Source organism: Aeromicrobium sp., from assembly GCF_014378035.1.
GTDB lineage: Bacteria > Actinomycetota > Actinomycetes > Propionibacteriales > Nocardioidaceae > Aeromicrobium.
The window spans coordinates 26,134-40,475 of sequence record NZ_JACMOM010000383.1; the positions used below are offsets into that span (position 1 = coordinate 26,134).

Genomic DNA, 14,342 nt, shown 5'->3' on the forward strand with positions numbered 1-14,342 from the left:
GTCGCAGGGGTGACCGGGTCGCCAGCGACCTGATCGCGGTCAGGCCGCCCGCCGCTGGTTGGCGCGCACCTGCAAGAGGTGATAGAGCAGAATCAGCTGCGTGAGGGCCAGGGGTTCGCTTCGCGTCCCCGGGCTGATCTCGCCGATGTGGTCAGGTGGCGCGCCGCCGTCGGTACCGAGCTCCGTCCAGATCGCCTTCTCCAAGAGCTGGGCTTCCTCCGCGGAGGCGTGCCCGTGCACGAGAAGGCAGTCGGTCGGGGTCCCGTCCCGGTCACGGATGATCTTCAGATGCATGGCGCTCGTGTGATCATCGTTCAGCACCGAGTCCAGTGCTGGGTGTTGGATCGTTGGGCGAAGCATCAGCTCGGCCGACAGGGGTGATCCGGGCGGATCCTCGCGGCCCGGGACAGGAGCGAATCGGATCACGATGTCGGCGAAACGGCGCTGCGGACGGATGAACAGCGCCGACTCGGGTTCGCGCCGTTCGAGGTCGGCGGTGACCTGTTCGGGCGTGTATCCCCGCTTGCCGCAGTCCCGGTCAACCTTCCACTTGTGCCGGATCTCTTCAGGCGGGTCGAGGAAGACCGTCACGTCGAAGCACGCCCTGGTCAGCTTCGTTGCCAACGGGTGCAAGCCCTCCACGATGACGAACTCTTTCGGCTCGACGTACTCGGGTCGGGTGAACGTGCCGGTCGCGTGGTCGTACACCGGCTTGAGGATCGGGCGTCCGAGTGCCAGGAGCTGCAGGTGCTGCTCCACGATGTCGATGTAGTTGCAGTCTGGGTGCAACGGGGTGAAGGGCAGCTTCTTGCGCTCTGCACGATCGAACTTGTGGTAATCGTCGACGCAGATCGAGAGGCAGCGGTCCTCACCGATCGCCTCGGTCAACCCTTTCGTCAACGTGGTCTTGCCGGAAGCGGAGTCACCGGCGATGGCAAGCATGACCGGTCTCGACGAGCCATCGGCCTGCGAACGTGCGATCTGGATGATCTTCTCTGGCATCAGGAGTTCCCTTCGGTTGGGTGTTGATCGTTGTCATGAGGCGCTGAGTGGTGCGCGTTCGCGGCCGCCACAGCCCGCCGGACGATGTTGTCTGCACTCATGCCGAAGTGGGCGAGGACCTCGTCGCCGGGACCGGACGCGCCGAACTCGTCGATACCGATGGCGTTGGTGCCGGTGAGGCCCTGCCAGCCGAGCGTGGTCCCGGCTTCGACGGACATGACGACCGGTGCCCGGCCGAATACTCCGCTGTTCTCGGCGAAGCGTTCTCGCCACGGTGCCGAGATCACGCGGGTGACCAGCCCCCGCGCGTGCAACGCCACCGCTGCTTCCACGGCAAGGTGGACCTCCGAGCCGGTGGCGATGATGTCGATGTCGGGCTGCTCGGCTTGCCTCACCACGCGGGCGCCCGTGGAGGTGAGGAAGTCCGGTTCGGTGCCGTCGGCGGATTCCAGGGAGGGAAGCGTCTGCCGGCTGAGGATGAGCACGCTCGGTCCGCTGGTGTGCCTGAGCGCGGCTCGCCACGCGGCGATGGTCTCGTGGTCGTCGGCAGGTCGGAAGACGCGCACGCCCGGGATCAGCCGAAGTGACTCGATGTGCTCGACCGGTTGGTGCGTCGGGCCGTCCTCACCGACAGCGACCGAGTCGTGGGTCAGGATGTACACGACCGGTTGCCTCATCAATGCGGACAGTCGCAGCGCGGGACGAAGGTAGTCGCTGAAGACCAGGAAGGTGCTCCCGTATGGACGGAAACCGCCATGCAGGGACAGCCCGTTGAGCACCGCGGCCATCGCGAACTCGCGGATACCGAAATGAATCACGGAGCCGGCAAAGTCCAGTGCCGAGACGGCATCCTGCCCGGTCACGGTGCCGGTCGACCCGGCGAGGTCAGCCGAGCCGCCGATGAGCTCAGGCATCTGCGCGGCGACCGCCGCGAGAACCGCTTGGGACGTCTGCCGGGTCGCGCGGTCGATGCCGGTCTCGATGCCGTCGAGAATCTCCTCAAGATGCTCGGGGAGCTCCCGGTCCTGGGCGCGAACCCATTCGGCGCAACGCACGGGGCTGGCGTGCTCGAAAGTGTCATACCGCCGCGTCCACGCGGCCTGTTGCCGCGCACCGGCCATCGCGAGCTCGGCGCACCGTTCGCGCACCTCCGCCGGGACAACGAAACGCTGGTCTCCCCATCCGGCGTTCTTCTTGGCCGCGCGGAGAACCGTGGCGCCCAAGGGTGCTCCGTGCGCCTTCGACGTGCCCTCGATCCCGGGTGCCCCGTGGCCGATGACCGTACGGATCGCAATGAAGCTCGGCCGCTCTGCGGCTTTTGCGGCCGTGAGGGCGGCATCGATCGCGTCGACGTCGGTCCCGTCGTCGACCCTCGCGACGTGCCAGCCGTAGGCAGCAAAGCGCATCAGCTGGTCGTCGCTGCATGACTGGCCGGCTGGCCCGTCGATCGTGATGTCGTTGTCGTCGAACAGCACGATCAGACGGCCCAGACCAAGATGCCCGGCAAGTGAGGCGGCCTCGTGGCTGACACCTTCCATGAGGCAGCCGTCCCCGACGATCGCGTAGGTGTGGTGACCGGTGATCTCGGGGTAGCGGGCAGCATTCATGCGTTCGCCCAGAGCCATTCCCACCGCGGTCGCCAGCCCCTGTCCGAGCGGGCCCGTGGTCGTCTCGACGCCGTCGGTGTGGCCGAGCTCGGGGTGACCGGGCGTGGCGGATCCGAGCTGGCGGAAACGCCGCAGCTCCGACAGCGGCAGGCCGTAGCCGAACAGATGGAGCAGCGCGTACTGGAGAGCGGACCCGTGGCCGGCCGACAGGACGAATCGGTCGCGGTCTGCCCAGGCGGAGTCGGCTGGATTGTGGGCAAGGTGTCGGCTGAACAGCGTCCAGGCCATGGGGGCTGCGCCCATCGGCATACCGGCGTGCCCGCTGTTGGCCTCCTCGACCATGTCGGCGGCGAGAAAGCGGATCGTGTCGATCGCGAGCTGGTCGATGGCGCCGGAACGCGGCGTGGTCTTGTGGGTGTCGGGGGTCGTGATCGTCATGTCAGGCAGCCGTTTCGTCGTGGTGGGTCTGGGCCCAGGCCGCGCGACTTCGCAGCTCGTGGACTCCAGCGGTCTTGCCTGCGGCCCAGCCATAGAGCCAGCTGCCGGAGATGAAGACGTCGGCGCCCGCGGCGGCCGCGCCGACGATCGTGCGGTCGGTGATCCCTCCGTCGACCTCGAGCTCGATCGAGTACCCCGATTCGTCGATCATGGTGCGAATCTCGGCGATCTTCGCCTCGACCGTCGGGATATAGGTCTGACCGCCGAACCCGGGGTTCACCGTCATCGCCAGGATGAGGTCGGTCTCGGACAGGACGTGCGCTGCGGCGGAGGCAGGAGTGTGCGGGTTGAGGGCAACGCCGGCGCGCGCGCCGAGCTCGCGGATCCGACCCAAGGTCCGATGCAGGTGCGGGCAGGCCTCGGCGTGGACGATGACGACCTCGCAGCCTGCGTCGATGTAGCGGTGCAGCAGCCTGTCGGGATTGGCAACCATGAGGTGGGCCTCGAAGCCCACCGTCGAGTGCTCGCCAGCGGCCGCGATGACGTCCGGGCCGAAGGTCAGGTTCGGCACGAAGACGCCGTCCATGACGTCCCACTGGATGCGGTCGACGCCGGCCTCGCAGAGGTGTTCGACTTCGGTCCCGAGCTGGCTGAAGTCGGCGGCAAGTATGGAGGGGACGATGAGGTTCTTCTGTCGCATGGTGATCCAGCCCTTCGTGAATTGATTCACACAAGAACACCGCAACGGCGGTGCGGGCGTATTCACCCCGGTGGGTGGAATGGGTGATGACGTGGCCGGGCTCGGATACCCGAGGACGCAACCCACACCGACGAGCGACCGTGAGGGTCATCCGCCATCGAGGACACCATTGACAAGCCCACCTACTCTGTTGACGTGATGAAGCAGGTAGTCCGGGTTGTCCTGGCCGATGACCACGAGATGGTGCTTCAGGGCGTCACGGCGATGTTGTCGCAATTCCCCGAGGACGTCGAGGTCCTCGGGATGGCGACGAACCAGCTGGAGGCGCTTGAGCTGACGGCGAGACTCGACCCCGATGTGCTGCTGTGTGACATCAGGCTCGGGAAGGACAGCGGCCTCGATCTGTGTCAGCAGGCGAAAGCGGCCAATCCCGCACTCCACGTCGTCTTCCTCACCGTCTACGACGACGAGCAGTACCTGTATCAGGCGCTGAGGGTCGACGCCTCCGGCTACATCCTCAAACGCATCGACGCGGTCGAGCTTGTGGGGCACCTGCGCCGGGTGACGACCGGTGAAGTGGTGATCGATCCGTCATTGGCAGGACGCATAGCGATGTCGGCGGCTCGCATCAATGCGGGCGAGTTCTGGCCCGGTGCTCACCTGGGGCTCACCCAACGCGAGTCTGAGGTGCTCGCCTTGCTCGTCTCAAGTCACTCGAACAAGGGCATCGCCGCGAAGCTCATCGTCAGCGAAGACACCGTCAAGACTCATATCCGCGGCCTGTATCGCAAGCTCGGAGTGTCGGACCGGGGAAGTGCGATCGCCGTGGCGTTGAGAGAAGGTCTCTATCAGTGAAGGACGTGTCCGCACTACATCGACTGCTGTTGGTCCCCGGTGAGCTGAATCTTCCGGCGGTGTCTCGATTTCTCACCGAGGCGCTTGACGCGGACGGATCGATCGTCTTCCTCATCGACCAGAACGAGAACGAGCTGAACGTCGGTGCGGTGCACCCGGCCGCCCACGGTCTCGAGAAACAGTTGAAGATTCCGGTCGGATATGGAGTGACCGGGCTGGTGGCATCGAAAGGACATGCGGTCACGCTCGTCGACGATTCGCCCCGCAACAAGGTGCACCGGGCGCTGTTGGGCCTGCGGCCGGATCAGACGGTGTCCCGCATGTGCGCGCCTGCCCACGGGACGGCGTCCAGGATCGTGGGGGTGATCTCGGTACACCGTCGCGGGTCGACCTCCTTCACCGAGGACGACCTGAAGAGAGCGCAGGTGTATGCCGATCTGATCGGTCTCCGGCTGTTCGCCGAGGGCCTGCTCGGCGACGTCGAGGAGCACCAGGCGCAGCGAAACCGGCTCATCGAGCAGGCATCATCGGCGCAGGAGGCCGAACGCCGACGCATTGCCGGCGACCTCCACGACGGCGTCACCCAGGCGCGTGCTTCGCTCGCCTTCCACCTGTCCGCGGCCGATGTGGGCTTGGCGGCGACCGGACCTGCCGAACGCAGGATCGGTGATGCTCAGGTCCAGATCTCGGCCGCCCGCCGACTCGCCACCCTTGCGTATGACGAGACGCGCGCAGCGATTCGGGGCCTGCACAGCCTGATCCTGGAGGATCTGGGGTTGGTGTCGGCACTGGAGTCGCTGACCCAGGTCTCGCCCCAGCTCGACATCGAGTTTCGCACCGATCTGGACGAGATCTCCGACGTCCCCGACCACTGCGCTGCCGTGTTGTTCCGGATCGCACAGGAAGGCATCAACAACGTCGTCAAACACGCCGAGGCGGGGCATGCCGTGCTGTCCTTGCGCCGGGCAGGGGATGCAGTGGTCCTGGCGATCACCGATGACGGTGTGGGATTCGATCTGGCTTCAGCGCGGGCACAGCGAAGTGTGGATGCGCTCGGCGAGCACTTTGGCCTCTCGTCGGTCGCCGAGCGCTGCGCCCTGATCGGCGCATCCTTGCGCATCGACTCGGTCGCCGGCCGGGGTACCGCCGTCATCGTCGAGCTTCCGTTGTGACAACCGGCCTCACCGGCGAACGAGCTCGGAGCTCTCGGCACGTGCCGCGGCGGCGTTCGCGCAATTGAGCAGAAGGGCATCCTGGGCAACCCGGATGTTGGCCTTCTGGCCTTGCCAGGCGTGCAAGGCGTCGTTGACCAGCGCCCTGCCGAAGGAGAACGTGAGGTGCCAGGGCGGTGTCGGGGCGACCGCGTTGCTTGCGAGGAGGTAGCGGCAAGCCTCGAGTGGCGCATGCCCGCCAGACAGGAAGGCGATGCCGGGAACATGATCAGGGACCGTGGCGCGCAGAACCGCGTTGGTGGCCGCAGCAACCTCGGCCGGGCTGGCCGCGGGAGCGTGGAGTCCCGGTGTGACCATGTTGGGTTTGAGCACGATACCGGCGAGGTCGACGCGCTGGCGATCGAGCTGGTCGAAGAGCATCGTCAACGCGCGCGAGGTGGTCTCGGCGCAGTCGCCGATGGTGTGGCCTCCTCCGCACAGGACCTCGGGCTCGACGATCGGGACGATCCCGTGCTCCTGGCAGAGGGCTGCGTAGCGGGCAAGGGCGTGGGCGTTGGCCTCCAGCACCAGATCGGTTGCCGTGGCGATGTCGATGGCGGCGCGCCACTTGGCGAAGGCGGCACCGGACGCCGCGTAGGTGGCGAGGCGGGCGCCAAGCCCGTCCAGGCCTTCGGTGACTGTCGCGCCGCCACCGCCGGGTAGGCGTGACGTCCCGGTATCCACCTTGATGCCCGGAAGGATGCCGCGGGCGCGGCATGCCTGCGGGAAGGGGGTGCCGTCGGCGAGCGAGTCGTTGAACGTCTCGTCGCACAGGATGATCCCGCTGATCGATGCCGCCAGGTCCGGCGCCGTGGGCAGCAGCTCACGATAGTCGCGTCGTGCGGTCGGGGACGCCGCTATGCCCTCGGCATTGAGCCGTATCGACATGGTCTTGACGCTTTCGTCGGCGGCGAGAATCCCTCGGCCAGATCCGACCAGGTGCGTCGCGACAGCGTGGAGCTCGTGCATGGGCCCTCCAGGTGTGGGAATGAATCAACGCCTGCAGCCTTGCGGGCCGAGGCCGCTCCGGGATCACCCCACCGGGGGTTTGAGCAGGTGAAAGGCCGAGCTGCCCACCAGGGCAGAGTCAGTGATGTGGGCAAGGAACAGCGACGCCGAACCGGTCAGCAGATCCGTGGTCACGACATGCCATGGGCGGTCGAGGGGGGTGTGACGCAACGGGAACGTGGCGAGCAGTCCTCTGCTCAGGTCGTCCTCGACCGCGTCGGCATGCACCAGGGTCACGCCAAGTCCTTCACGGGCGGCCGCGACGACGGCGCCATGCGTGCCCAGGGTCAAGGTCGGCGGGGCCGCGTCGAGCTGTGCGAGCAGGCCAAGCGCCGTGTCGCGGGTCCCCGAGCCAGGACCCCGCAGGAGCCAGGTCGCCGCCAACGCATGATCGAAGCTGTCAGGAGCACCGACGACGATCAGCCTGTTGGCGCGCATCGCCCGCGTGGTCAGATTCGAGTCTGGGGGCGGTCGGCCGGCGATCACCAGATCGGTCTCGTGGTGGGTCTGGGCGTCGAACAGGTCGTCGCGAGGAAGGACCGTCAAGGTCAGCTCGATCTCAGGGTGACGGTCACGAAATGACGCCAGCAACGTCGGAAGGACAGATTCGCTGGCCGTGGCGACTGCACCGATGCGAAGCCGGCCGTGTCCAGCTGATCGGACCGCCTCGGAAGCCTGCTCGACCATGGCGACGATCGTCCGGCAGTATCCGGCGTAGATTCGGCCGCTCTCAGTCAGCCGGATCCCTCGTCCGTCGCGGACGAAGAGCTCGGCTGACAGGCTCTTCTCCATGTGAGAGATCGCGGCCGACACGGCCGATTCGGTGACATGCAGCGCCGCCGCCGCGTCACGGATGCTGTGGTGTTCGACCACGGCGAGGAACGTTCGCATTCGTCCCCAGGTCACCTGCGTCATGCGTCGAAGTCTAACCAAGATCAACCAAAAGGTTAAGTGTGCGAACTAAAGATTCACTTGTTGTTTAGGCGTTTGGCGACCATTCTTGAGGCGGGACCTGAGGGTCAGGAATCCAGATGGAGGCGCACGATGATCGATGACAGCACCATCAAGGACCGGTGGGATCCGGGTGTCCAGAGCTATGCAGGCATGGGTTACTACGCGCCCGACTACGAGCCGAAGGACACCGACGTGCTGGCGGTCTTCCGGATCACCCCGCAGGACGGAGTCGACCCGATCGAGGCGGCCGCTGCCGTGGCCGGGGAGTCGTCGACGGCCACCTGGACAGTCGTGTGGACCGACAGGCTGACCGCGAACTCCCACTATCAGGCCAAGTGCTACCGGGTCGACGATGTTCCCGGCCGGGCGGGTGAGTACTTCGCTTACATCGCCTACGACATCGACTTGTTCGAGGAGTCCTCGATCGCGAACCTCACCTCGTCGATCATCGGCAACGTCTTTGGCTTCAAGCCCATCAAGGCGCTGCGCCTGGAGGACATGCGCATACCGGTTGCGTACGTCAAGACCTTCCAGGGTCCGCCGCACGGCATCGTCATGGAGCGCGAGCTCCTCAACAAGTACGGCCGCCCCTTGCTCGGCGCGACCATCAAGCCCAAGCTCGGGCTGTCGGCGCGCAACTACGGCCGTGTCATCTACGAAGCCTGCCGCGGCGGTCTGGACTTCACCAAGGACGACGAGAACATCAACTCGCAGCCGTTCATGCGCTGGCGCGACCGCTTCCTGTTTGGCATGGAAGGCGTCAACAAGGCGATGGCCGAGACCGGCGAGCTGAAGGGCCACTACTTCAACATCACCGCCGCCACCATGGAGGACATGTACGAGCGCGCAGAGTTCGCCAAGGAGATTGGCAGCGTCGTCGTCATGATCGACCTCACCATCGGCTACACAGCGATGCAGTCGATGTCGCACTGGGCGCGCAAGAACGGGGTCCTCCTGCATCTGCACCGCGCCGGTCACTCGACGTTCACGAGGCAGAAGACGCACGGAGTGAGCTTTCGCGTGTTGTCCAAATGGTGCCGACTCATTGGCATCGACCATCTGCATGCCGGGACCGTTGTCGGCAAGCTCGAGGGTGATCCGGCCACGACGAGGGGCTTCTACGACACCCTTCGCGACGATCACATTCCGGTCAACCCGGCCAATGGCATCTTCTTCGACCAGGACTGGGCCAGCATGCCCGGTGTGATGCCGGTGGCCTCGGGTGGCATCCATGCCGGGCAGATGCATCAGCTGCTCGACCTGTTCGGCGACGATGTCGTCCTTCAGTTCGGCGGCGGAACGATCGGTCATCCGTTGGGCATCGCCGCGGGGGCCGAGTCCAACCGCGTCGCGCTCGAGGCGGTGGTCAAAGGCCGCAACGAAGGCAGGGATCTTCTCATCGAAGGCCCAGACATGCTTCGCAAGGCGGCGGAGAGCTGCCGGCCGCTCGAAGTCGCTCTCGCGACCTGGGGCGATGTCACTTTCGACTACACCTCGACCGATGCCCCCGACGCCGTCGCGACGGCCAGTGTTCAGGAGTTGTCATGAAACTACGCCACGGAGCTTTCTCCTACCTTCCTGACCTGAGCGATGAGGAGATCGCCGCGCAGGTCCGCTATGCCCTCCACCAGGGCTGGCCGTTGTCGGTCGAGTACACCGACGACCCGCACCCGCGAAACATCTATTGGGAGATGTGGGGACTTCCCCTGTTCGACCTCGATGAACCGGATGGGGTTCTCGCCGAGATCAACGCCTGCCGGGCGACTTTTCCGCAGCACTACATCAGGGTTCTGGCCTACGATGCGCGGCTTGGTCGGCAGACGACGGCGATCTCCTTCCTGGTGCACCGTCCCGACATCGAGCCGGGTTTCCTCCTCACGAGGACCGAGGGCAAGGACCGGCAACAGTCCTATGGCGTTCATTCGTATGCGACTGAGGGTCCAGCGGGAAACCGATATGAGTCAACGAAGGAGTAGAGCAGTGGCGAGCAACCAACGACAAAAACCGTCCGGGTTCGGCTACTACCGTCCGGGTTCAGAAGAGTTCCGCACGACGCTGCCCAGCCAAGCGCCCGACGATGACCTCGATCCAGCGGAGATGATGTTGGCGGACGGCGATGTGCTCGATCTGTCGGCCGATGAGGTGACCAAGGAGGTCGACGAGCTGCTGACGACGCTGGATCATGAGCTGGTGGGGTTGACCAACGTGAAACGGCGGGTGCGCGAGATCGCCTCTCTCCTGCTGGTGGACCGCGCCCGTCAACAGTTCGGGCTCTCGTCCTCCAGGCCAACCTTGCACATGAGCTTCACCGGCGGGCCTGGGACGGGCAAGACCACAGTGGCGCAGCGGATGGCGCGCATGCTGCACGCCCTCGGTTACATCCGCACGCCGAAGGTTCACACCGTGACGCGCGATGACCTCGTCGGCCAGTTCATCGGTCACACGGCCCCCAAGACGAAGGAGGCGATCGCGAAGGCTGCCGGCGGAGTCCTGTTCATCGACGAGGCCTACTACCTGTTCAGACCGGAGAACGAACGGGACTACGGCCAGGAGGTCATCGAGATCCTGCTCCAGGAGATGGAGAGCGAGCGGGCGAACCTTGTCGTCATCTTTGCGGGATACCCCGATCGGATGGACACGTTCTTCTCGGCCAATCCTGGTCTGTCGTCGCGCGTCGCCCACCACATTGCCTTCGACGACTTCGACCATGCCGAGCTCGTGCAGATAGCAGATCTGATGGTGAGCGCAGAGAACTTCCGTTTCGCCGACGAGGCGCAGGAGGCCTTCTCGACGTACCTGGAGCTCAGGATGCAACAACCACGCTTCTCGAACGCGCGGAGCGTCAGGAATGCCGTGGAGCGCTGCCGACTTCGACAGGCCAAGAGGCTGGTCGAGCTGAAACGCCCGCTGATCAGGGACGACCTCGTCACCCTGACATCCGAGGACGTCTTCGGGAGCAGCGTCTTCGACAAGGCGGCCCCCTAGCGGTCGCGCCGACAGGGACACGGGCCCGCCTTTGGGTGGCCGGTGCCCCTGTCGGCGTGACGTGACCGCTTCACCCGTCCTACAGATTGAGGGACCACCGTACGAAGCGGCGTCCCCAGGCATCCCCGCTAGGCGACCGGCAGGTCGATCAGTCCGGGGTCGATCACGGCGCGAGCGCGTGCCGAGGCGGCGGCCGCCGACACGATCATCGTCGCATCCTGGACGCCGCCAGGAACCTCAACCGCTCCGCTGTCGGGGCCATCGCGGTGTGCCATCAACCAGTCGTAGAGCAGCCAGTCAATCGCACACGACGCGGCGACGCGGTCTGCGTCAGGACTGTCGCTGCCGACAGTCGTCGAAATGAGCAGCTCCCGATGTTCCTTCAGTGACGCGTCCTTGTTGACCCCGGAACTGTCGAACATGAGCATGGAAAGAGTGGCGGGCAGTCGACGACCGGTCTCCGTGCGAACAATCCACCGACCGCCCAGCCACGGTCGATCGACATCGACTGTCTGGATGTCGCCGAATCCACTGATGACGCCCAGGTCGGGCTCGTCGAGCTGCCCCTCCAACGGCGCAGGGCCGAGAAGGCCGAGAGCCTGCCGCGCCCAGATGCTCATCAAGGCAGCGGTACCGATGATCTGACCGCCGCGCACCTCGGTCACCAGCCCGAGGCTGGTGAGGGCATCGGCGTACTCGTGGCACAGCCGATCGATGGCGCGATGCAGGGAGCGGAGTCCCTTTTCCTCCGCCCGGTCGGCCGGGGCTCGCCCGCCGCCGAGAATCTCACCGTAGGCCCCGGCGGCCTGGATCAGCGTGTCGTCGAGAGCCTCGAGGTGCGTCGGGAGGAGGCGATCGGGCTCGTCGTCGTTGGCGGCCAGCGCCGAGAGCGTGATGGGCTGGCCCGTGAGGTCAGCCCAATGAAAGCCCATCTGCGCGTCGGTCTGGACGATCATCGGTCGTGCCATCTGTCACCTCGGTTGGTCTGGTCGGATTCGCCACCCTACGCGCGCTCTGGAAGTCGGTGCTCTCACGGCATGGATTCGAGCCCGCATCGCTTGAACAGCGGATGAGGGGACGACCGACGAGAACAGCGGCGACCACGTTCGGTCCGAGCAGCGGACATCTGCGCCGCGACAAGGCTCTCGGCAACACCGGGTGCAAGACCTCGACTCACCCGGCAGTCCATCCCTAAGGGTGGTGACCGACGATCGTCGTCCTGGCTAGCGTCGGTGCTCCACAGAGCCTTCAGGGAGCAGAATCGTGAACACTATGGCGAGCAAGGCAGCGTCCTTCATGGCTCACGACCGAGGGGTGCTGGTTCTCGACGACTACGCCCATGCTGCCGTCACGGCGCCGCCGTGGCCGGGGCTCAGCTTCGATCGCTATACCGAATTGGTCCTGCAGTCGACCGGCTTGTCACCATTTCTGTCGGCTGTCATCGTCTCGCCGGACACCGTGCTCGACGGTGCACCCCACTTGCACGGTGTCGAGGTCGGAGTACGCATACGTCTGCCGGGCGGGCGGACCACCGGCGATCTGCGCCGCCGCCTCGCCGCCATGGCCTCCCGCAAGGTGAAGCTCGCCGAGTGGCGAGCGAACCTGCCGGTCGGGAGGGTGCCCCGCGGGGGGGTCCACATCGCGGCGGCGCAGCTGGCGGCGGGCGCTGCGGCATCGCTGGCGGAAGGCGTCACGCCGATTCTCACGGTGGCGATGCCTGACCTGGAGTCGCACAGCCAGGGTGTGACCCACGCCGCGACAGCCAACGCGCTGATGGCGCTTTCAGCCGCACTGGTCAACGCCGATGTCGATACGTCCGCGGTGCTGCTGAGGGTCAACATGATCATCTCGGGCTCGACGAACCGCACACAGCCACCACCCTTCGAGGTCGCCCAATCGACATTGGCCGTTCTCGGTGAGTCGATCGCTGACGACTTCGGCGGTGTCCTCTTCTTGTCGAGCGGGCAGAGCCTTGATCAAGCGTGCAGGAACTTGCTGGCAATCGCTGACCTGGCACACCAGCAATCGTCCCCGTGGCCGATCACCTTCGGATTCACCAGGGCAGTGGTCGATGAATCACTGGACGTCTCCGAGGTCAGGAACGAACAGCTCGTCCACGATGCCCTGGTGCGTGCCTGCGACCGAGCGTCCCAGTCAGCGTCCGGCTCCACCGTCGGTGCCGCCGTCTGATGCTTGACCTGACCGCTCTACGTGGTGATCGGTGGACCGGTCCTCTCTCACAGCGTCGTTCGCAAGGCTCGTCATCTGGGTGCTCGCACCGGTACGGATCGTGCGGATCACGCCGGCAGGGTCGATCACGAACACCGCACGGACGGCCTTGGTGATGTCCTCGATCAAGGGGAACATCACCTCGATGTCGCTGAGACGGGGTCCAGGGCCAAGGCACAATGCGGGCGCAGGCATCGGATGCGACAGCGGTCGGACTGGCCGTCGTGGTCACCGGGCACACCGAGGGCAGGTCCCCACTGAGGTCAGCGACCCTGCATCATCCAGTTGCCTCCCCGGGTCGACATGTGGCTGCTCATCCAATCGACCATGGCGCTGCATCGTTGCTGGGCAGAGGCTCCAGCATTCGCCCCATCTTGGTTGACCCACTCGCGGCAGGAAATGCGCATCTGTTCTGGGCCCTGCCACATCATGGAGCTCATCATCGAGCCGCTCGACTGGTCACGCATCCACGCGAACATGTCTGCGCACCACCGGTCGTCGGTCCCACCGTCGCCCTGTGACGAATCCATCCAGTCACGGCAGGATGCCTGAACTTGTGAGAGCTGAGCCGCGGAGCTCCCGCTGGACGGATCACCATCTGGGGTCACGACCACCGCCGTGATGGCTGCTCCAATCCCGACCCCGAGCAACAGCACGAGCAATGCGAACCAACGAGAGCGACGCTTGACCTGCGCAGGAGTGGCAGAAGTATTCATGTCTCACACGCTCGTCTCCCGTTCACGGGGCCCCAAGAGGCGAAAGGCCCTGCGTCGGGGTCTTTCGGCAAGCGTGATCAATCGACGACTCCGGTGATGCGAGTCTTGACGACGCCATCGAATCCGACGGGCTTTCACTCGAGGTTTTGCGTCCGAAGTCGCAAGGCATTGGTGATGACGCTGACCGAGGACAGGGCCATGGCAGCCGCCGCGATGATGGGGGAGAGAAGCAGCCCGAAGGCGGGGTAGAGGACGCCAGCGGCGACGGGGATGCCCGCCACGTTGTAGACGAACGCGAACCCCAGGTTCTGGCGGATGTTCGACATGGTGGCCTGTGACAGTCTGCGGGCGCGCACGATGCCGGTGAGGTCGCCCTGCAGGAGCGTCACCCCGGCGCTCTCCATCGCGACATCGGTTCCCGAGCTCATCGCGAGCCCGACGTCGGCGGCAGCCAGGGCAGGTGCGTCGTTGACCCCGTCGCCGGCCATCGCGACCACACGTCCCTCCTCGCGGAGCCGCTTGACGATGTCGCTCTTGTTCTCCGGAAGGACCTCTGCCTCGATGCGGGAGATGCCGAGGCGGCGACCGACTGCCTCGGCTGTGATCCGGTTGTCGCCGGTCAGCATCACCACCTCGA

General features: G+C 65.6%; 14 protein-coding genes. 6 read left to right on the forward strand and 8 right to left on the reverse strand.

What is annotated here, in order from left to right:
* Positions 1-39: 39 nt before the first annotated feature.
* From H7290_RS20455 to rpe, 3 genes are read right to left on the reverse strand one after another with little or no spacing between them, the layout of a single operon-like run.
* Positions 40-1,002, reverse strand: coding sequence for a phosphoribulokinase (locus H7290_RS20455; protein WP_290515862.1), 963 nt, complete (start codon positions 1,000-1,002; stop codon positions 40-42).
* A complete protein-coding gene (gene tkt, locus H7290_RS20460) occupies positions 1,002-3,047 on the reverse strand; it encodes a transketolase (RefSeq protein WP_290515863.1) in 2,046 nt (681 codons plus the stop codon). The genes H7290_RS20455 and tkt overlap by 1 nt, the downstream gene beginning before the upstream one ends.
* Position 3,048: 1 nt before the next feature.
* Positions 3,049-3,777 (reverse strand): ribulose-phosphate 3-epimerase, encoded by a 729-nt coding sequence (gene rpe / locus H7290_RS20465; protein WP_290515864.1) that lies wholly within the window; start codon positions 3,775-3,777, stop codon positions 3,049-3,051.
* Positions 3,778-3,945: 168 nt separating this feature from the next.
* Here rpe and H7290_RS20470 point away from each other — a divergent pair, with 168 nt between their 5' ends.
* Both H7290_RS20470 and H7290_RS20475 read left to right on the forward strand, forming a co-directional pair.
* Positions 3,946-4,602, forward strand: coding sequence for a response regulator transcription factor (locus H7290_RS20470; protein ID WP_290515874.1), 657 nt, complete (start codon positions 3,946-3,948; stop codon positions 4,600-4,602).
* Entirely contained in the window at positions 4,599-5,774 is a 1,176-nt protein-coding gene (locus H7290_RS20475; RefSeq protein ID WP_290515865.1) for a GAF domain-containing sensor histidine kinase, read from the forward strand. Before H7290_RS20470 ends, H7290_RS20475 begins: the two co-directional genes overlap by 4 nt.
* Positions 5,775-5,783: 9 nt before the next feature.
* Here the strand turns inward: H7290_RS20475 and H7290_RS20480 are convergent, their stop codons facing one another.
* The gene (locus tag H7290_RS20480) at positions 5,784-6,782 is read right to left on the reverse strand and encodes a class I fructose-bisphosphate aldolase (protein ID WP_290515866.1); all 999 of its coding nucleotides are present in this window, start codon (positions 6,780-6,782) and stop codon (positions 5,784-5,786) included.
* A gap of 63 nt (positions 6,783-6,845) precedes the next feature.
* Positions 6,846-7,736 (reverse strand): LysR family transcriptional regulator, encoded by an 891-nt coding sequence (locus H7290_RS20485; protein WP_290515867.1) that lies wholly within the window; start codon positions 7,734-7,736, stop codon positions 6,846-6,848.
* 129 nt (positions 7,737-7,865) lie between these two features.
* Between H7290_RS20485 and H7290_RS20490 the strand changes: the two genes are divergently transcribed.
* Genes H7290_RS20490 through H7290_RS20500 form a run of 3 tightly spaced genes read left to right on the forward strand, consistent with a single transcriptional unit; the run spans position 7,866 to position 10,760 of the window.
* On the forward strand, positions 7,866-9,323 hold the full coding sequence (locus H7290_RS20490; RefSeq protein ID WP_290515868.1) for a form I ribulose bisphosphate carboxylase large subunit: 1,458 nt from the start codon (positions 7,866-7,868) through the stop codon (positions 9,321-9,323).
* The gene (locus tag H7290_RS20495; RefSeq protein WP_290515869.1) at positions 9,320-9,751 is read left to right on the forward strand and encodes a ribulose bisphosphate carboxylase small subunit; all 432 of its coding nucleotides are present in this window, start codon (positions 9,320-9,322) and stop codon (positions 9,749-9,751) included. The genes H7290_RS20490 and H7290_RS20495 overlap by 4 nt, the downstream gene beginning before the upstream one ends.
* A gap of 4 nt (positions 9,752-9,755) precedes the next feature.
* On the forward strand, positions 9,756-10,760 hold the full coding sequence (locus tag H7290_RS20500; RefSeq protein ID WP_290515870.1) for an AAA family ATPase: 1,005 nt from the start codon (positions 9,756-9,758) through the stop codon (positions 10,758-10,760).
* 128 nt (positions 10,761-10,888) lie between these two features.
* Here H7290_RS20500 and H7290_RS20505 read toward each other — a convergent pair whose 3' ends face one another.
* The gene (locus H7290_RS20505) at positions 10,889-11,728 is read right to left on the reverse strand and encodes a hypothetical protein (protein ID WP_290515871.1); all 840 of its coding nucleotides are present in this window, start codon (positions 11,726-11,728) and stop codon (positions 10,889-10,891) included.
* A 304-nt stretch (positions 11,729-12,032) separates the two neighbouring features.
* On the opposite strand from H7290_RS20505, the gene H7290_RS20510 reads away from it, so the two are divergent.
* The gene (locus H7290_RS20510; RefSeq protein ID WP_290515875.1) at positions 12,033-12,950 is read left to right on the forward strand and encodes a class I fructose-bisphosphate aldolase; all 918 of its coding nucleotides are present in this window, start codon (positions 12,033-12,035) and stop codon (positions 12,948-12,950) included.
* 302 nt (positions 12,951-13,252) lie between these two features.
* Here H7290_RS20510 and H7290_RS20515 read toward each other — a convergent pair whose 3' ends face one another.
* Positions 13,253-13,519, reverse strand: coding sequence for a hypothetical protein (locus H7290_RS20515; RefSeq protein ID WP_290515872.1), 267 nt, complete (start codon positions 13,517-13,519; stop codon positions 13,253-13,255).
* 320 nt (positions 13,520-13,839) lie between these two features.
* Positions 13,840-14,342 (reverse strand): HAD-IC family P-type ATPase (locus H7290_RS20520; RefSeq protein WP_290515873.1); only part of this gene is annotated, 503 nt, incomplete at its 5' end.